We start from the raw sequence: 20,802 nt of genomic DNA, 5'->3' as shown, positions 1-20,802 counted from the left end.
GTCAAGCAGCCGTGCCGGTAGCGCGCACGGGGGTCGGGAATGACCTTTTCTCGCTGGTTGACCGCTTCGCGGCCTTGCGGAGGAATGTGCGGTGACGTGATGCTGAGGCGGCACTTCGCCCATCACTGAAAGAAGCCATCTCGTGACGCACCGTAAAGTGTATTTGGCGGTAGGCAGGACGAACACGCGGATCTACCGCTTCGACCCCATCGACGGGGACACCCGTGTGGTCGAGAACGTGCCGGCGTACCGGGGCGGCTACACCGCCATGGGCGCGCAGTACAGGGGGGACGACAAGGAGCCGCTGCTCTTCGCCGTCAGCGGCGACAGGCTCGTCACCGTCGACGTGGAGGCCGGCACCGTTTCGGACGCGGTGGTCGAAGGGCTGCCGGACGGACTGAAGTGGTACGACGGCGACATGGACGACGACGGGAAGAAGCTGTTCGTCGCGAGCGGTCCCGATGTGCCCAGCTACACGATCGACGTGGTGACCCGGATGGCGACCGCCGGTCCCTGTCCGGGCCCGGGGCGGTGGGACGACTTCGCTCACCACCCCAGGGACGGTCGGCTGATCTCGGTCGAGGGCGACAACGGCGACCTGCTCCATGTGGACCCCGGGAAGAACCCCATGAAGACCGTGCTCAAGAGGGGGGTGTTCCCGCCTGCCGAGGCCAGCGGGTCCAGCGGTTCCCGCAAGTCCTACTCGGCCACGTTCTTCGACTCCGCCGGTCACTTCTACGCGGTCGACTCGGCAGGCAACGTCAACCACCTCGACCTCAGCGGCGACGCCGTTCCCGACCGCGCCGAGCGGATCGGGAAGGGGAAGATCCCCGTCGACGGCCTGGAGGTCGTGAACGGGGCCGGACGCATCACCCCGATGCCGATCCCTCCCGGCTACGACGAGATCGTCGTGACGAAGAAGGCCGTCGGTTCGTGGCAGAGCTACGATCCGCAGGGCCGGGTCTACAGCCTCGAACTGACCGTCACCGCCGTCGGCAAGGCCGGAGGAGGGGGGAAGGACACGCGCAAGTTCCGGATCTCCTTCGACCTGCGCACGGCTCCCGGAGCGAAGGTGGTGGCGTCCGGTGTCGACATCACGCACGAGGACGGCAAGGCGTACCTCTGCTCCCGGACGGACCAGCTGCTGGAGGCGGGCGGCTCGCGGCCCGTCGCGGTGCAGATCACGGTGCCGGGCGACCCCGCCAGGCTTCCGCAGGAGTATCCGCTCGACGGGCTGAGGGCCACACGGCTGGCCTGACGCCTGCCTCGCGTCGCCGTCGGCAGGGCGGCCGCCGCGCCGGGGCTACCGCCCGCCGTCACCCTCCATCAGCTCCGACACCTTCACGAAGCGGTAGCCGCGCTCGCGGAGTTCCGGCACGATCCGTCGTACGGCCGCCTCCGTGGCCGGGGCCGCGCTGCGGGTGCAGTGCATCACCACGAGGGAGCCCGGCCGGACCCCGTCCAGCACCTGCTCGGCCACCGCGTCCGCGTCCGCGGCGAAGGCGTCGCCGCTGACCACGTCCCACTGCACGGCCGTCACGTTCGCCGGGGCCAGGGCGCGCAGCGCCGCGTCGTCGTAGCAGCCGCCGGGGAAACGGAAGTACGGCACCACGTTCCGCACGCCCGCCTTCCGGAACGCGGTGAAGGCGCGCTCCACATCGGCGGTCATCGCGGCCTCCTCGACCTTCGGCAGGCCGTAGCAGGGGGAGCTGAAGGCGTGGTGGCTGTAGGAGTGGTTGGCGACCTCGAACAGGGGGTCCGCTCCGATGGCCTTCGCCTGCTCCGGGTACTCCTCGGCCCAGCGCCCGGTCATGAACACCGTGGAGGGCACGTTCGACCGGCGCAGCAGCGCGATCAGTCCCGGGTTGTCGAAGCGTTCGCCGGCGGCGGCCCGGGGCCCCTGATCGGCCGTCATGTCGGCGTCGAACGTCAGCGCCACGACCTTCTCCGCCGCCCGGCCGGCCGCGCCCCCCTCCACCGCCCTCCGCTCGAAGACCGGGGTGCGGCCCGCCGGGCCGGGGGCCATGGTGGGCGGCTTCTTCGGCCCGGCGGGAACGGAGGCCGGCGCCGAAGCGGAACCCGGCGCCGAAGCGGCGGATGTCGGCGGGGGTGCGGGGGCGGGGGCACGCCCCCCGTCCCCGCACCCCGTCAGGGTGGCGCAGGCCAGCACCCCCGCCGCCGTCAGAGCCGTCGTCGTCCGCGCAGTAGTGATCACTCACGGAAAATATCCGACAATCCGGTCATATTGTTCTACGGCGCTCCGAGGGCGACCCCGGTGGGCGACTACCTCAGCGCCACGGCCCCGTCACCGCGAACGTCGTCCCCGGGGTGTAGCAGTTCACGTACATCGTCGAACCGTCCGGCGAGAACGTGACCCCCGCGAACTCGCCCCACTCCGGGTCCTCCGGCGTTCCGATGTTCTGCCGCCCGCGCGCCATCGTGTACACCTCCCCGCGCCGGGTCACCCCGAGCACGTACTGCGCGCCGCCGCCGTCCTCGCAGACCATCAGCCCGCCGTCCGCCGCCAGGCAGATGTTGTCGGGGGAGTCGCCGGGCAGCTGGACGTCGGTGTCCGGGCCGAAGAGCACGACCAGGGTGAGCCGCCGCTTCTTCGGCTCGTAGCGCCACACCTGCCCGTAGTGGTCGGCCGCCGAGCCGTCGTCGCTGCGGGCGAAGCTGGAGACGAAGTAGACGGAGGAGTCGCCCCAGTAGCAGCCCTCCAGCTTCTGGGCGTGCGTGATGCCCTTCCGCCCGAAGTCCTGGAAGCGGATCGCCGTCTCCTTGGCCAGCGGATCCGGCACGGGAACCCACTCGATCCGGTCGAAACTCGCGCCGGTCTCCTGGACGGCGGAGAGGTCGGGCACGCCCGGCACCCGCATCGCCTCCAGCTCCCCGCCCGCCCGCAGTGAACCGGTGCCGCCGAGCGGCTTCTCGGGCAGGAAGCGGTAGAACAGCCCGAACGGCCTGTCGAACGCGTCCTCCGTCTCGTACACGATCCCGGACTTCGGGTCCACGGCGACCGCCTCGTGCTGGAAGCGGCCCATCGCGGTCAGGGGGACGGCTCCGGTGCGGCGCGGATCGGCGCCGTCCACCTCGAAGATGAAGCCGTGGTCCTTGGTGTACCCGTTGGTCCCGGCCTTGTCCTCGTTCTCCTCGCAGGTCAGCCAGGTGTGCCAGGGGGTGGGCCCGCCCGCGCAGTTGACCGCCGTACCGGCGATGGCCACGCGCTCGCCCAGCACCTTGTTGCGGCCGTCCAGCTCCAGCGCCGTACAGCCGCCCTTGGCCGCCGGGTCGTAGGTCAGCCCTTCGACGGTCGGTACGCCGATCTTGGCGGTGTGCCGGTTCTCGTGGTTGCGGACGAGGTGGACCCGCCCGTTGCGCCCCCGGAGCGCCGTCATGCCGTCGTGGTTGCCGGGCACCGGGCCTTCGCCGGAGCGCAGCGGTTCGCCCTGCCGGGACAGCACCCGGTAGCGGAATCCTTTCGGCAGATCGAGCAGACCGTCCGGGTCGGGGACGAGGGGGCCGTAGCCGCCGTGGCCGCGCGCGGCGGCCGTGCCCGCGAAGAGTTCGGAGAAGGCCCCCGTGAAGGCGATCGCGGCGGCCGCGCCGCTGCCGGCCAGGACCTGTCGTCGCGTTGCGGTGGAACGAGGTGCGGTTGACATGAGGTGACTCCCTGTTGGCGGACAGGTGAAGTGACCCGCACGTGTGTAGCACGCACGGAGGCGCGAGGGAACCATGCGCGCCCTCGCGCCTCGTGGTGCTCCTGGGACGATCCCGGTGGAAAGGGCCGTCGGCGGACGGCCGGACCCGGTGGAGGACCGGCCGCGGGTGGTCAGGCGGCCGGGCCGGGCGGACCGGCCCGGCGGGCCCGACCGGTCAGGCCAGCGACGCCGACAGAGTGATCGTCGTGCCCGAAAGGGCCTGGCTGACCGGGCAGTTCGCCTTGGCGTCCTCGGCCGCCTTCACGAAGTCCGCCTCGTCGAGTCCGGGGACCGTGCCCTGGACGGTGAGGTGGATGCCCGTGATGCCGGTGCCGGGCTGGAAGGTCACCTCGGCCTTCGTCTCCAGCTTGGTGGGCGGGGTGCCGGCCCCGGCCAGCCCGTGCGAGAGCGCCATCGAGAAGCAGCTGGAGTGGGCGGCGGCGATCAGCTCCTCCGGGCTGGTCCTGCCGTTCGCCTGCTCCGAGCGGGCGGGCCAGGAGACGGGGTACTCGCCGATGCCGGAGGAGTCGAGGGAGACGACCCCCTCGCCCTCGATGAGGTTGCCTTCCCAGACCGTGTGCGCCTGACGCGTGGTAGCCATACCGGATCCCTTCGAACGATGTGCGCGGTTGTACGGGTAAGGGCGGGTGCGCCCGTGGTGCGCCGCTCCCCGTCGCGTTACGCCCCCGAACCTACTGCGCCACCAGCCCCTTCGCGTCACGCGCCAGCGCCGTCAGCCGGGAGATCGCCCGGAAGTACTTCTTCCGGTACCCGCCGTTCAGCATCTCGTCGCTGAACAGCCGGTCGAAGGGCAGCCCCGACGCCAGGACCGGGACCTCCCGGTCGTACAGCCGGTCGGCCAGCACCACCAGGCGCAGCGCGGTCGACTGGTCGGGCACCGCCGTCACCCCGGTCAGGCACACCGCGCCCAGCTCGTCGGTGAGCGCCCCGTACCGGCTCGGGTGCACCTTGGCCAGATGCTCCAGCAGCCCGGGGAAGTCGTCCAGCGACGCGCCCGGCGTGGCGTACGCGGCCCGGGTCACCTGCTCGTCGGTGTACGGCGGCGGGGCCTCGGGCAGCCCCCGGTGCCGGTAGTCCTCGCCGTCGATGCGCAACGGGCGGAAGTGCGCCGACAGCCCCTGGATCTCGCGCAGGAAGTCGGCGGCGGCGAACCGGCCCTCCCCGAGCTTGCCCGGCAGCGTGTTCGAGGTCGCGGCCAGCGCCACCCCGGCCTCCACGAGCCGGCTGAGCAGCGAGGACACCAGTACGGTGTCGCCCGGGTCGTCCAGTTCGAACTCGTCGATGCACAGGAGCCGGTGCCCGCTGAGCGTCTTCACGGTCTGCTGGAACCCCAGCGCGCCCACCAGGTTGGTCAGCTCCACGAACGTGCCGAACGCCTTCAGCGACGGCTCGGCCGGCGTGGCGTGCCACAGGGAGGCCAGCAGGTGGGTCTTGCCGACGCCGTAGCCGCCGTCGAGGTAGACCCCGCGCGGCCCGGCCGGCGCGGCCGGCTTCTTGCTCCCGAACCACCTGCGGCGTCCGGAGCCCGTCGCGTGCGCGCCGCCGAGCCCGGCGGCGAAGGCCGACAGGACCGTGACCGCCTCGCTCTGGCTGGGCTGGTTCGGATCGGGCACGTACGTGTCGAAACGCACCGCGTCGAAGCGCGGCGGCGGCACCATCTCGGCGACCAGACGGTCGGCGGGGACGTGCGGCTCGCGGGCGCACAGGGACAGCGGGGCCGTTTCGGAGAGGGGGCTCTGCCCCGGAAACGCGGTGGATGACGACACAACTCTCCACCCTAAGGCCCGTGCCAGACTGCAACCCATGCGAAGCCTGTTCCCTGTGACGGACCTGACAACGAGCACGTCGGGAGGCGACGGCCCGCCCGCGCCGTCCGCCGACCGCGAGTGGAGCCTCGACGAGCTGGCGGAGGTGTACGCCTACCCCGCCCGCCCGCACGGTGGAGCGCCCGGGGGAACCGGAACGCCCGGCGCCCCCTGGCTGCGCGCCAACATGGTCTCCACCCTCGACGGGGCCGCCCAGCACGACGGCCGCTCGCAGCCCATCTCCTGCGCCGCCGACATGCGGATCTTCGGCACGCTGCGGGCCCTGGCCGACGTGGTGGTCGCCGGGGCCGAGACCGTACGGCAGGAGGGGTACCGCCCCGCCCGCGCCCGCGAGGCGTTCGCCGCCCGGCGGGCTGCCGCCGGGCAGGGGCCCGCGCCCGCCGTGGCGGTGGTGAGCGGCTCCCTGGACCTGGACTTCTCGCTGCCCCTGTTCACCGAGCCGCTGGTCCCCACCCTCGTCCTGACCGGCGCCGGAGCACCGGCCGACCGGATGGAGGCGGCCCGGAAGGCGGGCGCGGAGGTGGTGATCGCCGGCGACGGCGCCGGGGTGGACCCGGCCCGTGCCGTGCGCGAACTGGCGGACCGGGGACTGCGCCGGCAGCTCACCGAGGGCGGCCCCCGGCTGCTCGGCCAGTTCGTGGCGGCCGGGGTACTGGACGAGCTGTGCCTCACGATCTCCCCGATGCTCACAGCGGGTGACGCTCAGCGCATTGCCGGAGGGCCCGGGATCGCTGTGCCGGAACGTTTTTTCCTGGCATCGTTGCTGGAAGAGGCCGGTTTCCTCTTCTCTCGGTACCGTCGGACTGACAGTTAGCGGAATTTGCCGTTCCGCTTAGCCCCGGATGGGCACACTTACCCCTGCAGTCCCCGTGGGACCACGGGGAAGGATGGTTTCAGCAAACGACCGTCCACGGCCGAGAGCGCCGGGGACGAGACGAAGAACCGGAAGGGCGCCTGTCGTGTTCACAAGCGTTTTGATGATCGAGAAGCCGCTCACTCCCGAGGACGTGGACTTCGTCACCACGCTCCACGGCGAGGAGCGGATCTCGTTCGTCGTCCTGTTGCAGCCGCGCGGCGACCAGGCCGATGTTCTGCTGCGCGCGATCGACGACGTGGCGATGGGGGAGCTGAAGGACGCGGTGCGCGAGGGGGAGGAGCCGGAGGGCGGCGAGGCCCGCGAGCCCGCCGAGATCGGGCTGGAGTACTCCCTGCGTGCCCTGCGCCAGGCAGGCGCCGAGGCGGTCGGACAGGTGATCGAGGAGCACCCCCTGGACAAACTGAAGACCGTCGTCGAGGACGCGGGCGCCGACGAGGTGATCGTCCTGACCGCCCCGCACTACGTGGAGGAGTTCTTCCACCGCGACTGGGCCTCCCGGGCCCGCCACAAGGTCGGCGTCCCGGTGCTCAAGCTCTTCGCGCACAGCGAATAGGCTGGACCCGCGGTCCGGAGTGGCACCGGTCCGCGGCCCAGGAACTCGAAACCCGCAGGAGCACAGATGGCACCCGGCATTCCCGCCGCCATGGAACGACCGCACTTCATCGGCATCGGCGGCGCCGGAATGTCGGGCATCGCCAAGATCCTCGCCCAGCGCGGCGCGAAGGTGGCGGGCAGCGACGCCAAGGAGTCCGCCACCGCCGAGTCCCTGCGGGCACTGGGGGCGACCGTGCACATCGGGCACGCGGCGGACCACCTGGCCGACGACGCGTCCTGCGTGGTCGTCTCCAGCGCCATCCGCGCCGACAACCCGGAGCTGCTGCGGGCGAACGAGCTGGGCGTCCCGGTCGTCCACCGCTCCGACGCGCTGGCCTCCCTGATGAACGGGCTCCGCGCCATCGCGGTGGCCGGCACCCACGGCAAGACGACCACCACCTCGATGCTGGCCGTCGCCCTCTCCTCGCTGGGTCTGGCCCCCTCGTACGCCATCGGCGGAGACCTGGAGGGCCCCGGCACCAACGCCACGCACGGCGAGGGGGACATCTTCGTCGCGGAGGCGGACGAGAGCGACCGCAGCTTCCAGAAGTACGACCCCCAGGTCGCGATCGTCCTCAACGTCGAGCTGGACCACCACGCGAACTACGCGTCGATGGACGAGATCTACGACTCCTTCGAGACCTTCGTCGGCAAGGTCGTCCCCGGCGGCACCCTGGTGGTCTCCGCCGACCAGCCCGGCGCGGTCGAGCTGACCCGCCGGGTCCGCGACCTCTCCGACCTCGAGGTCGTCACCTACGGCTCCGCCGAGGACGCCGACGTACGGGTCCACAAGGTCACCCCGCGCGGTCTGACCAGCGAGGTCACGGTCCTGCTCAGGGGTAAGTTCCTCACCTTCACCGTCTCCGTCCCCGGCAGCCACTACGCCCACAACGCGGTCGCCGCGCTCGCGGCCGGGGTCGCCCTCGGCATCCCGGCGCACAACCTCGCCTCCGCACTCGGCAGCTACACCGGGGTCAAGCGCCGCCTCCAGCTCAAGGGCGAGGCGGCGGGCGTGCAGGTCGTCGACTCCTACGCGCACCACCCGACCGAGATGACCGCCGACCTGGAGGCCATGCGCGGCGCGGCGGCCGACGCCCGCATCCTGGTCGTCTTCCAGCCGCACCTGTTCTCCCGCACCCAGGAGCTGGGCGCCGAGATGGGCCAGGCCCTCGCCCTGGCCGACGCCTCCGTGGTCCTGGACATCTACCCGGCCCGCGAGGACCCGATCCCCGGCATCACCAGCGCCCTGATCATCGACGCGGCGAAGGCGGCCGGGGCCGAGGTCACCGCCGTCCACGACCAGGCGGAGGTCCCCGCGGTGGTCGCGGGAATGGCGAAGCCCGGCGATCTCGTTCTCACCATGGGAGCGGGCGACGTCACCGACCTCGGCCCGCGCATCCTGGACCACCTGTCGAGCGGCCGGTAGCCGAGGGGCGACCGGACCGGGCGACCACCTGTCGAGCTGAGGAGCGAGCCGTGCCGTACGACGTCGAGAAGCCGGACGAGCAGTGGCGGGAAGAGCTGACCCCCGCCGAGTACGCGGTGCTGCGCCAGGCCGGCACCGAGCCCGCCTTCCGCGGTGAGTACACCGACACCAAGACGGCGGGCGTCTACTCCTGCCGGGCCTGCGGGGCGGAGCTGTTCCGCTCCGACACCAAGTTCGAGTCGCACTGCGGCTGGCCGTCCTTCTACGACCCGAAGGACACCGACGCGGTCGAGCTGATCGAGGACCGCAGCCACGGCATGGTCCGCACCGAGGTGCGCTGCGCCCGCTGCGGTTCGCACCTGGGCCACGTCTTCCAGGGCGAGGGCTACCCGACCCCGACGGACCAGCGCTACTGCATCAACTCGATCTCGCTGAACCTGACGCCTGACGCCTGACGCCTGACGAGGGCTGAGGCCGGGCGACCGGGGCGGCGCGGTCGGACGGACCGTGCCGCCCCGCTAGGGAACGCGTACGACCGCGCACCGTGCGCTGGTGCTCGGGCCCGTCCTGGCTCAGGTCTGGCGCCCCCGTCCGTCGCTGGTCCACGCATTGGCCGGCGTGCTGAAGGATTGCGTGGTTCCGCAGGCCCGGTCGTTCGAGCCGCCGATGAGGGAGACGAAGGCGGGCCACCCGGCTTGTCCGGCCTGTGCGACCGGTCCGGACCTCACCGACTGGCGACGTGTCGGGACGATGCTCGGGCAGGCGGCGCTGCCGGTGAAGAAGAGGCCGGATGCCGTGGACGCCTGGGTCGCCCTGGCCGCCGCCCGGCACGGCAGTGCGGTGATCTTCACCGGTGATCCGGACGACCTGCTGGCGTATCTGGCGGTTCTACGACCCCAGGACGTGCACGTCGTACCCGTGTGAGCGTGGGGCCCGGGTGCCCGTCGGGTGCCCCCGCCCCGCCTCAGCCCGCGTCCGTCTCCGGGCGCAGCAGCGGGTGGATCACGCCGGGGAAGACCGTCGCCTGGACGACCTCCTCGCCCGATCCGCCCTGGACGACCGTCTCCGCGACGCCCCAGGGGCGCCCGGCGAGGTGGACGGTCAGGGTGTACGAGGAGGAGCAGCCGGTGCACTCGTAGCGGTCGGCCCAGGTCTCGACGTCGGTGGTGGAGCCGGGGTAGCGCTTCACGTGCCGGTGGCGGGCGTGGCAGTGGTCGCAGGTCTCACCCGGCTCGCACGTCCCGCCGCAGGGGCAGGGCACGTCGAAGGAGTCGGCGGGCGTCCACCGCTGCACCAGGACGGCGTCCCGGGTGGCGGCGGTGTCCTTCATGGCCTTGAGGTTGCGGGCGGCGACGTTGTACGACTCGCCGGTGGCGGCCATCCGGTCGCGAATGACGTCCTTGCGTCCACGGTTGGTCGTCATGGTGGTGGGCTCTCCTCCTGGGTCACGCAGCCCGTCGGGAGGCTCACGAGTCGTACCGGTATCCCCCTTACGGTACCGGTCCGGCCCGCACGTGCCCGACCGCGAGCGCGACGGACGGCACGGGCCCGCACCCTGGGCGCCGCCACCGCCCGGACGGTTCGGCCGGGGCACCGCCCCTCCCCGTGTTCCGGCCGGTCACGGTAGGTTCGGTGGCGTCCCGTCCCGCCGCGGCCCGACCGGCCGGAGGGCGGGGCGGACCGACCGCAGACCGACTCATGAGGGAGCTTCCGTGGCCACCGTGCACCGCACCACCCTGTCGCCCGGCAAACTGGAGTTGATCACCGACTGGCTGCCGCGGCAGAAGTGGTACGCGGGCGGGTCGGGAACACCCGATCTGACGAACGCCGGCGGGTTCCGGCTGGACGACCCCGAGGGCGAGGTCGGCATCGAGTTCATGGTCGTGGTGGACAGCGCGGCAAAGGAGCCGGTGGCGTACCTGGTGCCGCTGAGCTATCGCGGCGCGGCGCTGGAGGACGCGCCCGAAGAGGCGCTGCTCGGCACCTCGGAACACGGGGTCCTCGGCACCCGCTGGATCTACGACGGAACCCACGACCCGGTGGTGCAGGCCCAGTTGGGCGCGCTGCTGCGCGGTCGGGCGGAACCGCAGCACCAGAGCGAGAGCGACACCCCCGATCCGTCCGTGACGGTACGGGGGACCGGCCCCGACGACGGGTTCGACGTCCGCGTCAACCGGGTCCTGACGGCGGGCGAGGCCGAGGTCGAGGCCGGGCAGCACCCGCCGGCACACCTGGTCGCCGGGTGGACCTGGCCGGACGGAACGGCCGCGCGGGGCGTCTTCGCGGCCGTGGCCTCGTAGGGGAACCGCCGGTCGGCCCGCTCGCCCGCCTGGCTCTCGCTCAGTCCCGGCCCTGGACCGCGTACCCGAGGAAGCTGGTCCAGGAGGCCGGGGCGAGGGCGAGCTGGGGGCTCTCGTCGAGCTTGGAGTCCCGGACGTGGACGGTCAAGGGGCAGGCGGCGACCTCGACGCATGAGTCGCCGTCACCGCTGCTATAGCTCGACTTGTGCCAGTCCATGGCGACCTCGACGCAGTCGCCGGAGGAGCCGCTGCTGTAGCTCGATTTACGCCACTCCAGTGCGACCTCGACGCAGGAGTCGCCGGAGCCGCTGCTGTAGCTGCTCTTGAACCAGGCCAGGGGTGTGGTGCTCATGTTGCTCCTCGCATCCGCTGCATCAGGCTCCTGGAGTCCTCTGCTGTACGAGCCTGTGAACGCATACTGGCACACCGCATCTGGTACGTGCTGATCGCTTTGGGGTCGGTGACGAGCTGGCCGTACTTCTGCCCCTCCAGGTAGCCGAACCACTGGTGTTGCGGGGTCTCCAGCAGTTGCATGGGGCCGCCCAGCCCGGAGTGGTGAGGGCGTACCACCTCCATGACCTGGATGGTGACGTTACGCAGCTCGGACAGGTCGAGGATGTGGTCGAGCAACTCCCTGGTGACCTCGTCGCCTCCCAGGTTCCGTAGGAACAGGTGCTCTTCGAGGATGAAGCTGAACGCGGTGTTCGGACGGTTCCGCAGGAGTTGCTGGCGCTCCTGCCGTGCCGCCAGCTGGACCTCGATCTGCTCGTCGGTGAGCGGCGGCAACTGGTCGGTGAACAGCGTCCGCGCGTACGCGGGCGTCTGCAACAGCCCCGGGATCATCCGGCACTCGTACGTGTGCAGGCTCAGCGCCGACAGTTCCAGGTTCGCCCACTGATGGAACCAGCTCGCCAGCCCCTTCTGCCGCGTCAGATGCTTGGCCGCGGCCTCGATCACGCCGAACGCGTCGAGCACCGCTTCCGCGCGCTCCGCGAAGTCCGGGGGCGGGAAGCGGCGGCCCTGCTCGATGGAGGCGATGGTCTCCACCGAGTACCGGACGAGCGGCGCGAACTGCTCCTGCGTCAGCCGGGCCCGCTTGCGGAAGGTCTTGACCACCTCCCCGAACATCTTCAGGCTGTACTGCGGTTCGGGCTCGGAGCCGGCGCGTCCGCGTGCGCCGCCGCCCCCCGAGGGGCCCTGTGCGATGGTGCCGATGCCGTCGGTGCCGTGCGTCATGGACGGCCACCTCCCCGTGTCCTGGTGCCGGTGAGCAACCCGCCCATGCTTACGGACCGTGATCCGTACCGTCTACCCTTCGCACCCGTACGCTGACGCAGCGTACGGGTTGCTGACCTGGTGAGGAGAGGTCGAAAGCCCGGAATCTGGGGGCATGGAAGCACCCGTGAAGACCCAGTACCCCGTAACCGTACGTGTGTTCAATCATCAATACCCGGCGAATCCGCAGGGCGCTCGGCTCGCTCGACGCGTCGGTCTGCACAAGCTGCACACCTGGGGCATCGCCTACCTCGGTGACGCCTCGGAGTCGGCGGCGCTGATCATCGGGGAGCTGGCGGCCAACGCGGTGACCCACGGCCGCGTCCCCGGTCGCAACTTCGAGCTGCGGCTGTCCTACATGCCCGGAGACCCGGAAACCCCCGGCCTCCTGCGGATCGAGGTCTCCGACGCCCGGGGCGAACGCCGTCCTCCGGGCCCGGGGGCGATCCCGGCCCCGGAGGACGGCGCCGACAGCGGGCGCGGGCTGCTGATCGTGGAGGCCCTGGCGGACCGCTGGGAGGTCCTGGACCGCGACCCCGGCAAGACGGTCCGTGCGGAGCTTGACCTGCCGCGCTGAGGGGCCCGGCGGCGCCCCGCGTTCGTACGGGCCGGTGTGAACAGGAGTGGAGCCGGGGCCCGGGACCGCTACGGCCGTACACCTCCCGCAAGAACCGCGCTCACCTTTCAGGGGGTGATGGCATGCTCGATGAACTGGCCGCAGGATCGGAACCCCAGGCGGCGGTAGACGGGCTCGCCGTCGGCCGACGCCTGCAGGACTGCGATGCGGTGGTCTCCCTCTCGGGCCGTGCGGAGGGCCGCGAGTGTGATGGCGCCGCCGTAGCCGCGCCGGCGGTGGGCGGCCAGGGTGGAGATGTTGTAGATGCCGGCGACCTCCGCATGGTGGAACACCTCGGCGGAGCAGACCGGGCGGTTCTCCGCGTACCCCACCAGATACCGGGCCGGGGAGGTCGCGGCCAGTGCCCGCGAAGCGGACCGGGCGAAGAAGCGCCGGACGGTTTCGGCGGGCGGGTTCCAGTTAGCGGCGAGGACCGTGGCGTAGTCGGCGAGCTCTTCGGGTGTGGTCACTCTCCGGATGTCCAGTCCCGGGATGGCGGGGGGTGGCGGGGTGCCGTTCAGTTCCGCCCACATCGCCGTCTCACGTTCGGACACCGGCAGACCGGCCCCTGCCAGGCGGGTGGTGAGGTCCGCCGGTGTCGAGGCGGGCCCCACCCACCAGGAGAAACCGCGGCCGGTGCGGGCCAGCGCCCCGGCGGTCTCGCTGATCCGGGCCGTGGCGTTGTCGGTGGTGAAGCGTGCTGCGGTGACGATGTTGAACGTGTCGTCATCCAGGCCGCTGTCCGCGATCAGGAGGTCGTGGGCCTCTGTGACGGTCGCGCCGGCCGTACTGCGGTGCAGATGACAGGCGTGTTCCGCCAGGTTCCGTTCCATCCTGTCCAGTACATCGGCTTGGTCGGGAAAGTAATCGTTCATAGCGATTGATCCCAGCATGACCGGACGGAGACCGCACGCGATTTCCGGCAGTGCTGCGCCGACGACCAGCATTGCACCACCCCGCGCTTCCCCCCCCGTCAGCCGAGGTTGGCGGGACGAGCCGGGCGGGTGGGCGGCCACCCGGACAGATGGCCGCCCGTGGGGGGTCACAAGCTGAGGTAGAAGCGCACGGTCGTGCCGTCGTCGCCGGTGTGCAGCCGTACGAGGTCGGCCACGTAGTGGACCAGCATCAGGCCCCGGCCGCCCAGTTGGCCGGGCTCCGGCGGGCGGCGGCCGGCCAGCGGATCGGTCAGTCGGCCCGCATCGCGGACCTCGTACACCAGCTGCTCCCGCTCGGCCCAGACGGCGAGTGTCCCGCGGCCTCCGCCGTGGATCACGCTGTTGGTCGTCAGTTCCGCGACCGCCAGCTCCACATCCATCAGCCGGTCCCCGGCCAGGCCCAGCCGCGTCGACTGAGCGAGAGCGAACCGGCGGACCGCCGGAAGGTCCTCACGGCTGTAGGAGAAGGCTGCGGCATCCGGTGCGGGCGCCAGCGGCTGGTTGTACCGGTCGACGACCGCCTGCCAGTCGTAGGCGTCGCTGACCGACTCGCGGCCCTCCCCGCTGATGAGGGTCGGATGGGTGACCCGCGCATCGGCGATCACCTGCGGGTCCAGCCGTACCTCGTCGTAGGGGCACAGGATCGTCACCGCCCGGCCCTCGAACGCGGCGTTGATCAGCGCCTCGTGCTGCGCGCACGCCGGGTACTCCACCGCGCTGCGCCCGGCCCAGATCGGCTCGCCGATGATCCGTACACGCCCCTTCGGGTGGGCGTCGGCGAATCCGCGCAGCACCTTGGGGATGATCCGCCCCGGGTTGCGTCCGGCCTCGGTCATGTCCAGGAACAGGATGTCCTCGGCGTCCCCGCCCAGACCTGTCCTGATCAGCTCCAGGTTGGGGCCGGGAACCGCCACGGCCACCGGCTCGCCCCTGCTCAGACCCTCGCGCAGGAAGGTCACCGTCTGCTGCGTGTACTCCTGCTCGGTTCGGTAGAACAGGGCAGGGTGCACGAACGCCTCATGGGTGGTCGCCGTGCTCATCACAGAGCCACCTCAATCCGGTCCAGGCCCGGCCAGAACATCTCCAAAACCCGCGGCAGCTGCGGCGGGGGATTCTCGACCACAACCTTACCGTCGGGCAGGTTCACGGCGGTGACCGCCAGCGCGGTCACCCCGGCCATGTCGACGAAGGCCACATCCGACAGCTCCACGTACGACACCCCCGCGTGCCGCCGGGCCAGCTCGGACAGGGCCTGCTCCCAGGACGGGCGAGTGAGGGCGCTGATCTCACCGCGGGCACGTATCCCGGCACGACCGGACAACGGGCTCACCTCCAACGCGGCCCTTCCGGGCACCGGCCGGGGCCCACCCACCGCATGTGGGGCATCCACGCTCGGACTCCTTCACATCAAGCCGCCTGCCGCCGTCCCGGCGCGGGCGGAGGGAAAGTCCCACCCGACGGGGCAGTGTATCCAGGCGGCGGAACGCCGGGTCCTGGGAGTGGGAGCCGGCAACGTTCGACGGCGGTCGGGAAAAGCGCTCGGGAAAAGCGCTCGGGGACCGCGGATCCCGAAAATGCCACAGCTGGACGTGACGCCGGTGGAACCCGGGCTGGTGGTGGAAGTCAGCCTCGACGTCGCCCGGGACGCCTCCGGCCGGTGGCGGCGTCCCGCGCGCTGTGCAGGCCCCCTCGCGGAGGGGACTGTTCGGTGCGGAGAGTTCAGCGCAGCCCGGTCCCGGAGCGGGCGCCGGGTCAGCGGGGCTCGGTGGCGATCTTCGCAAGGGCGTCCTGGAGTCGGCGGACGGCATCCTCCGCCTCCACATATTCCTCAGGAGTCGGAAGGACGGTGCCGAAGGTTCCGCCACCGTCAGCAGGCAGGGCGCGCCAGCGCAGGACCGGTTCGAGCGCGTGGAGGACGCCGGAGAGGAACCAGGCCATGCGGCCGTGAGTACGTGCGAGGGCGATGGCCAGGACGGCGAGTGTTTCCCGCAGGTGTGCGAGCCGGTCGACCTGCGGCAGCGCCTCCTGGGCGTCCGCCGGACGGATCGCGTCGCGCAGGCCGGTCGCGGTCTCAAGGGCGAGTGCACGGTCGCCCGGCTCAAGCTTCCACACCTGGTCCTGGATCAGCTGCTCAGCTTCCTCGACCAGCAGCGCGACGATCCTTCGCGTGTCCATCGGGCCACTGTACGGAACGGGCCCCGCCGCTCGACACCGCCGGTAGATCTCCTCCGATCGAGAACACCGCCGGGCAGCTCCCCGAGGGCCGCTCATAACGGGCACGTGGTGCCACTCAGGCACGGCTCAGCCGCTCGCGGTGCCCCAGCTTCGTACGAACAACGGGCGGCCGCGTCTGTCCCCTGAGTGCAGTCGGCGTGCCCTGCCGCCGCCCGGTTCGGGGAGGACCTGGACGTTCACGCCGTACCGGCGGCGGCAGGACGAAGTCCGGCTCACGCTCGCGCCGCGTCTTGAGCAGGCAGGGAGCTCCTCCGGCGAGCAGGCCGGTCACGCTGGTGACGTAGGCGTGGACGCCCCGTCGTCGGCGACCCGCGCACAGGGGCTTGGCGTGCTTGCCCGTCCCGCTTCGCTCGATTCGTCCCGCTCCGCCCCGCGCCCCCTGACCACGCGGCTCCGGGCCCGGCGACGGGAGGTCAGGGCCCCGGGCCTCCATGCCCCGGGTTCAACGGATCACATGTCCGGGGCCGGCGGAACGGGCTGGAGGGCGATGGCCACGACGTCGTCGGTGAGGGCGGGCGCCCATCGGGCGAGGTCACGCTGGAGGAAGTCGATGACGTCGTCGGGGGAGCACGGCTGAGGGCTGCTGTCGCAGTGAGCCTGGAGACGGGCGCGGAGAGGATAGAAGGCCCCGGCGCGGTCGCGTGCTTCGGTGACGCCGTCGGAGTAGGCGATCAGAGTGTCGCCGGGCCTCATCGCGTGGGTGGTCGTGCGCGGCTGTTCGGCGAGGAGGTCTCCCATGCCCAGAGGAAGGCTGTGTTCGGTCTCCACGACGGTCGCGTCACCGGAGCCGACGAGAAGCAGGGGCTGGTGGCCCCGGTCCACAACCCGTACTTCGTGGGAGTGCGGGGGGAATTCGAGCAGAACGGCGGTGACGAACAGCTCGTCCTCTGGAGTCACCGCGTCTTCGGAGCCATTCGGTGAGGCAGGGACCCGAGGGCCGTCGCTGATGCTCGGGTACAGGTCGGAGTTGTCGCGGTCGAGTTTCAGCGCCGTGTCGATGCGGTCGGCGAGTTGGGGAAGAGTCGGTTGAAGCAGGGCTGCTTCCCGGAAAGTCGAAAGGACCGTGGTCAGGGTCTGGGTGGTATCGATGCCCTTTCCTCTGACGTCCCCGACGATCACGCGAATACCGAAAGGGGTCCGGCGGACGCTGTAGAGGTCTCCGCCGATGAGCGCCTCGTCGTCGGCGGCCCGGTAGAAGCCGGCCATCCTCACGGGGCCGACTTGGGCGGGAAGCGGGCGCAGAAGGGCCAGTTGCACTACTTCGGCGACCGTCTGGACGCGACGGAAACGTTTCTCTATCCGGAAGCGAAGCGCGCACAGTGCGACGGAGAGCACCGTGATGACAGCCAGCACGATCAACGTGGTGACGGTCAGGGGGCCTACGTTGTCCTTGAACGCTTCGGTGAGCGCCAACACGAGGCACCCGACCGTGCCGGTGCAGGCGACGCCGAGCGGAGTGTAGGCCAATACGGCCAGCACGACCGACGCCGTGAGCAGCGTTCCGAAGAAGTAATACGGCGGGGTCACCTGATCGAGGAACATGGAAACGGCGATCAGCGCAGGGGGAAGCCAGCGGATCCACCGCGGGGGCCACGGGTTCTCAGCCGCCTGGCGCCGGCGCTCCTGGGCGGACCGTCCAATGCCCACAGGTGCCACATCCCTTTCCGTCCGCTTTTCCGGCTCACGACCCGTAAGGGAAACATCATGCACGGACAAACACGCTGTAGACGGCATCGACCCGCCTTCGCCGATCAGGAACGGCCGCCACTGCGTTTTGTCGCCGTCATCGCGGATATCTCATCGGATCGAGCCGCGTGAACGTCATTTCCCGAGCCTTCAGGCCGGGAAGGGTGACGTGGGAAAGGCTCGGGGAATCCTGTTGCGGTCGGCGCTGCTCCCCCCGGTGCGCGCACGCAATGCGGGTGCGATGCCCCCGAGCCGGTTCCACGGCCCGGTCCGAGGGCTCCCCCGCCCGCTCAGCCCCGCCGCACCCGCCCCGCGATCCGGCGGCCCAGGCGGCCCAGAGTGCTGGAGCGGTTCCAGTCCCGGAAGGCGTTCGCCCGGCCGCTGCTGCCCGTGCGGCCCACCGTCGCCTCCACCTCCGCGACCTCCTCGGCCGACAGGGCGCGGACGGCCGGACGCAGGACCTCGTCGAGCAGGGCGGCGGCCACCGGGGGCCAGGCCGTGCCCGCGTGCGGGTGAGCCGTCCAGACGGTGAAGCAGTCCGCGGCGTAGGCGGGCTGTGCGCGGAGCCGGGACCGTACGGCCTCCGATCGGGCCGCCCGGTCGTACGCGGCGACCAGTTCGGCGTCGTCGCCGTGGACGAAGGCGTACAGCTCGGCCCCCGGGCGGTCCGGGGCCAGCAGGCGTTCCACCAGGGCCGCGTGGGCCCGCTCCCGGAGCGCCGGTTCGACCGGCTCCGCCTGGGCGCACAGGGTCCGGACGGTCTCCGCCCAGCCCGGTTCCGGCGCGCCGGTGCGGAGGTCGCGGACCAGGACCAGCAGCAGGAGGCCCGCGCGTTCCCGGCCGCCGATCTCCTCGGGGAAGCCGCGCAGCAGGTCGTGGGCGAGGGCCGCCGCCTCGTCGGGGCTCACGGAGGGCGAACCGGCGGCGGACGCGTCGAGCGCCGCGTCGACCAGACGGGCCCACGTACCGGCCACGCGGTGCGCGTCCGAGGTGGCCGCGTCCAGCAGCAGGCGGGCCTCCTCCACCGTGGGGGCCCGGTCCTCCCAGACCAGGCCGACCGCCGTGCGCAGGACCAGCGGCTCGGCGAACGGGGAGACTCCGGCCGCCCGCAGCACCCGGCGCCACACCGCCGCCCGGTCACCGCCCAGCGTCGCCATCGCCTCCGGAACCTCGGCGCACATCCGCAGATGCGGCAGTGCCTGCGTCCCCGTGAACGGCAGGGCCACCCGCTCCAGGAACCGGGCCATCGCACCGGGGTCGCAGGGAGCGATCCGGTCCAGCGCGCCGAGCAACGCCGTCCGCACCTCGAACTGCTCGTCCAACAGCTCCAGCAGCGCCGGGGCGAAGTCCGGCGGCCCTTCCGGCGCCTGCCCGCCGCCCGCCCCGGTCCCGGCGGCGCCCCCGGCCCGTGCCCCTGACTCCGACAGCAGCGCGGATGCCAGCCGGTCCACGGCATCCGGCAGCAGCTCCGTACTGTCCACGTCCAGCAGCCGTGCCACGCGCAGGAGTTGCACCGTCCGCGCCACCGAAAGCGCCCCCGCCGCGCCGCCGCCCAGCTCGGTCAGGACCTCCGGGCTCAGCCGCTCCGCGACCGCCGCGCCCTCCGGCCCCGTGAACGCGTCCCGGCCCGGCAGCTCCAGCGACCCGTTCCCGCCCCGTACCGCCTCCGTCACCAGCATCGCCGCCAGCGGAGCCGTCAGTGAGGCGGGGCAACGACCCTCCAGCGCGCCGAACAGCCGCCCGGCCGCGTCGAATTCGGCGCCCGTGCGATCGTCGACGGAGGGAGCGGCGAGGGCCTCCACCAACCGGCCGGTGCGCTTCGCGTCCAGCGCGTACGGGCGGTCGGCGGCCCAATCGGCCGCGGCCGCACGCCCGTCCGGGCCGAGCGCGATCCCCGCGCACAGCGCCGTCACCGCCAACGGGCCCGCCGCGAACGGCTCTCCGGGCAGCTCACGGGCCTCCCGGAACAGTTCCGGCGACCGGCTCCGCCAGATCCGCGCCGCCGTCGCCGCCCACACGTCGCCCGTGCCGTCGGCCGCCGGAGCCTGTCCCGTGCACACGTGTACCCGCAGGCCCGCACCCCGTGCCGCCTCCGCGTCCGCGGCCAGTACGCCCGCCACCCGCACCGCCGCGCTCCCCGGCCGCCGGGTGTACGTGGTGAACGTCAGCCGCTCCGCGCTCTCCCTCGGCAGCGTCACGGCCGCGAGGCCCAGCCACCGGGCCACGTCCGCGCACTGCCGCTCCACCAGCACCACCGGCCCACCGCCGGCCGCCTCCGCGGCGCTCGCCCGGCGCAGATCCGCCAGCACGGCCGCGAGCCAGGGGCCGCGCGAGACCGCGAAGTCGTCCAGGCCCTCGGAGACCGGCGCCGGACCCTGCGGAAGCGCCAACGGGTCCGGCGCCGGCCCGCCGGGAGTCGCCGCCGCCCAGTGCGGCGACCGCCACGCCTCCACCGGCAGCCGGTCGCCCGGCAGCGGCACCCCCGGCGGCACGTGCACGCCGTGCGCGTGGAACCGCACCCCAGGTCCCGCCCCGCCGCCCGTCTCCCGTACCGGGGCCGAACGTGCCACCAGCCGGCTGCCGTCGGAGAGAACGGCATAGGTGAACGCCTGCGGGAGCGCACGGAGTTCACCGTCCGATGGGCGGCCGGGCGCCCCTTCGGGGAGTTCGTAGCGCACCAAGGGCTCGATCTCCGCCAGCAGAGCCCCGGACACCCCGGGACCGACCGCCGTGAACCGGCCCGCCGTTCCCCCGTCCCCCGGCGCGGCGGAGGTGTAGTGCACCTGTGCAAGGCTCATCTGTCGGCCCTCTTCGTCCTGCCGCGCCCGATCCCCGTGCCCACCCCGTACGGCTGGGTCCGGGGGAGGAAGTCCGCAGCCGCGGGGGCGACGTTATCAAGCACGGGGCGATGTTCCGTACGCTGCGTCAGGCGCTGGCCCGAGCCGTCGGGGCCGGGCCGCGGGCCGGGGGAGCCGGGACTTCCGCGGGCGTGATCGACCGGCCGCCCGGGCGGCGGCGGCGAGAGGCCCGTCGTGCTCCCCGCGACCCGGGCGGCGGCGCTCGGCCTGATCGCCCGCGCCGCCGGGACCACCAGCGCCTCCGGCCGGGGGTGCGGCGGGGCCGGCGGTCGGATCGTGCGGACCGAGCACCGGGGGACCGTGCGGACCGAGCACCGGGGGACCGTGCGGACCCTCGCCTTCGACGCCTCGACCCGCCAGGTGCGCACCCCGGACGGCGTCTTCCTTCACGGGGTCGAGAGGGGCCGCCCCCGCCTCCCGGGCCCCTGCGGCGAGGCGGGGCCTCAGGAGCC

At 72.2% G+C, this 20,802-nt stretch carries 21 protein-coding genes; 8 read left to right on the top strand and 13 right to left on the bottom strand.

Features of this window, described 5'->3' with window-relative positions; all coding sequences use genetic code 11:
* Positions 1–142 precede the first annotated feature (142 nt).
* The gene (locus tag AMK24_RS09700; protein WP_143203696.1) at positions 143–1,258 is read left to right on the top strand and encodes a hypothetical protein; all 1,116 of its coding nucleotides are present in this window, start codon (positions 143–145) and stop codon (positions 1,256–1,258) included.
* Positions 1,259–1,303: 45 nt separating this feature from the next.
* Here AMK24_RS09700 and AMK24_RS09695 read toward each other — a convergent pair whose 3' ends face one another.
* The 4 genes from AMK24_RS09695 to zapE all read right to left on the bottom strand — a co-directional run bounded on the left by AMK24_RS09695 (position 1,304) and on the right by zapE (position 5,488).
* Positions 1,304–2,026, bottom strand: a complete 723-nt coding sequence (locus AMK24_RS09695) for a polysaccharide deacetylase family protein (RefSeq protein WP_242435119.1) — start codon at positions 2,024–2,026, stop codon at positions 1,304–1,306.
* 262 nt (positions 2,027–2,288) lie between these two features.
* Entirely contained in the window at positions 2,289–3,662 is a 1,374-nt protein-coding gene (locus AMK24_RS09690; protein ID WP_073767119.1) for an alkaline phosphatase PhoX, read from the bottom strand.
* 214 nt (positions 3,663–3,876) lie between these two features.
* Positions 3,877–4,302: an OsmC family protein gene (locus AMK24_RS09685; RefSeq protein ID WP_073767117.1), complete on the bottom strand. Its 426-nt coding sequence runs from the start codon at positions 4,300–4,302 to the stop codon at positions 3,877–3,879.
* Between the two features lie 91 nt (positions 4,303–4,393).
* A complete protein-coding gene (zapE, locus tag AMK24_RS09680) occupies positions 4,394–5,488 on the bottom strand; it encodes a cell division protein ZapE (RefSeq protein WP_073767115.1) in 1,095 nt (364 codons plus the stop codon).
* Between the two features lie 37 nt (positions 5,489–5,525).
* On the opposite strand from zapE, the gene AMK24_RS09675 reads away from it, so the two are divergent.
* From AMK24_RS09675 to AMK24_RS09655, 5 genes are all read left to right on the top strand, one after another.
* Positions 5,526–6,362 carry a pyrimidine reductase family protein gene (locus AMK24_RS09675; RefSeq protein WP_073767113.1) on the top strand — a complete coding sequence of 279 codons (837 nt, stop codon included), beginning with the start codon at positions 5,526–5,528 and terminating at the stop codon, positions 6,360–6,362.
* Between the two features lie 163 nt (positions 6,363–6,525).
* Positions 6,526–6,978, top strand: coding sequence for an indole-3-glycerol phosphate synthase (locus AMK24_RS09670; RefSeq protein WP_199876405.1), 453 nt, complete (start codon positions 6,526–6,528; stop codon positions 6,976–6,978).
* A 66-nt stretch (positions 6,979–7,044) separates the two neighbouring features.
* Complete coding sequence (gene murC / locus AMK24_RS09665) at positions 7,045–8,445, top strand: UDP-N-acetylmuramate--L-alanine ligase (RefSeq protein WP_073767109.1); 1,401 nt, start codon at positions 7,045–7,047, stop codon at positions 8,443–8,445.
* 50 nt (positions 8,446–8,495) lie between these two features.
* Positions 8,496–8,900, top strand: a complete 405-nt coding sequence (msrB, locus tag AMK24_RS09660; RefSeq protein ID WP_073767107.1) for a peptide-methionine (R)-S-oxide reductase MsrB — start codon at positions 8,496–8,498, stop codon at positions 8,898–8,900.
* A 178-nt stretch (positions 8,901–9,078) separates the two neighbouring features.
* Complete coding sequence (locus AMK24_RS09655) at positions 9,079–9,369, top strand: hypothetical protein (RefSeq protein WP_242435118.1); 291 nt, start codon at positions 9,079–9,081, stop codon at positions 9,367–9,369.
* A 40-nt stretch (positions 9,370–9,409) separates the two neighbouring features.
* Here the strand turns inward: AMK24_RS09655 and AMK24_RS09650 are convergent, their stop codons facing one another.
* Positions 9,410–9,868, bottom strand: coding sequence for a hypothetical protein (locus AMK24_RS09650; protein ID WP_073767105.1), 459 nt, complete (start codon positions 9,866–9,868; stop codon positions 9,410–9,412).
* 289 nt (positions 9,869–10,157) lie between these two features.
* On the opposite strand from AMK24_RS09650, the gene AMK24_RS09645 reads away from it, so the two are divergent.
* Positions 10,158–10,745, top strand: a complete 588-nt coding sequence (locus AMK24_RS09645; RefSeq protein WP_073767103.1) for a maltokinase N-terminal cap-like domain-containing protein — start codon at positions 10,158–10,160, stop codon at positions 10,743–10,745.
* 40 nt (positions 10,746–10,785) lie between these two features.
* On the opposite strand, the gene AMK24_RS09640 is transcribed toward AMK24_RS09645, so the two are convergent.
* Together AMK24_RS09640 and AMK24_RS09635 are read right to left on the bottom strand one after the other, a co-directional pair.
* A complete protein-coding gene (locus AMK24_RS09640) occupies positions 10,786–11,097 on the bottom strand; it encodes a DUF397 domain-containing protein (RefSeq protein ID WP_073767101.1) in 312 nt (103 codons plus the stop codon).
* Positions 11,094–11,981, bottom strand: coding sequence for a helix-turn-helix domain-containing protein (locus AMK24_RS09635; RefSeq protein WP_073767099.1), 888 nt, complete (start codon positions 11,979–11,981; stop codon positions 11,094–11,096). The genes AMK24_RS09640 and AMK24_RS09635 overlap by 4 nt, the downstream gene beginning before the upstream one ends.
* Before the next feature lie 154 nt (positions 11,982–12,135).
* On the opposite strand from AMK24_RS09635, the gene AMK24_RS09630 reads away from it, so the two are divergent.
* The gene (locus AMK24_RS09630; RefSeq protein WP_073767097.1) at positions 12,136–12,597 is read left to right on the top strand and encodes an ATP-binding protein; all 462 of its coding nucleotides are present in this window, start codon (positions 12,136–12,138) and stop codon (positions 12,595–12,597) included.
* Between the two features lie 107 nt (positions 12,598–12,704).
* On the opposite strand, the gene AMK24_RS09625 is transcribed toward AMK24_RS09630, so the two are convergent.
* From AMK24_RS09625 to AMK24_RS09600, 6 genes are all read right to left on the bottom strand, one after another.
* Positions 12,705–13,469 (bottom strand): GNAT family N-acetyltransferase, encoded by a 765-nt coding sequence (locus AMK24_RS09625; RefSeq protein WP_073767095.1) that lies wholly within the window; start codon positions 13,467–13,469, stop codon positions 12,705–12,707.
* Between the two features lie 209 nt (positions 13,470–13,678).
* Entirely contained in the window at positions 13,679–14,611 is a 933-nt protein-coding gene (locus AMK24_RS09620) for a sensor histidine kinase (protein WP_073767093.1), read from the bottom strand.
* Positions 14,611–14,901, bottom strand: coding sequence for an STAS domain-containing protein (locus AMK24_RS09615; protein ID WP_228989395.1), 291 nt, complete (start codon positions 14,899–14,901; stop codon positions 14,611–14,613). Before AMK24_RS09615 ends, AMK24_RS09620 begins: the two co-directional genes overlap by 1 nt.
* A 422-nt stretch (positions 14,902–15,323) precedes the next feature.
* Entirely contained in the window at positions 15,324–15,746 is a 423-nt protein-coding gene (locus AMK24_RS09610; protein ID WP_073767089.1) for a hypothetical protein, read from the bottom strand.
* Positions 15,747–16,256: 510 nt separating this feature from the next.
* Positions 16,257–17,348: a PP2C family protein-serine/threonine phosphatase gene (locus AMK24_RS09605; protein ID WP_242435117.1), complete on the bottom strand. Its 1,092-nt coding sequence runs from the start codon at positions 17,346–17,348 to the stop codon at positions 16,257–16,259.
* A 434-nt stretch (positions 17,349–17,782) separates the two neighbouring features.
* Positions 17,783–20,290: a GTPase-associated protein 1-related protein gene (locus AMK24_RS09600; RefSeq protein WP_079190473.1), complete on the bottom strand. Its 2,508-nt coding sequence runs from the start codon at positions 20,288–20,290 to the stop codon at positions 17,783–17,785.
* Positions 20,291–20,802 lie beyond the last annotated feature (512 nt).

The sequence above is a fragment of the Streptomyces sp. CB02366 genome (assembly GCF_001905905.1).
Taxonomy (GTDB): domain Bacteria; phylum Actinomycetota; class Actinomycetes; order Streptomycetales; family Streptomycetaceae; genus Streptomyces.
The sequence above is the reverse complement of the archived record's forward strand: the minus strand, read 5'-3'. Positions and strand labels throughout refer to the sequence as shown.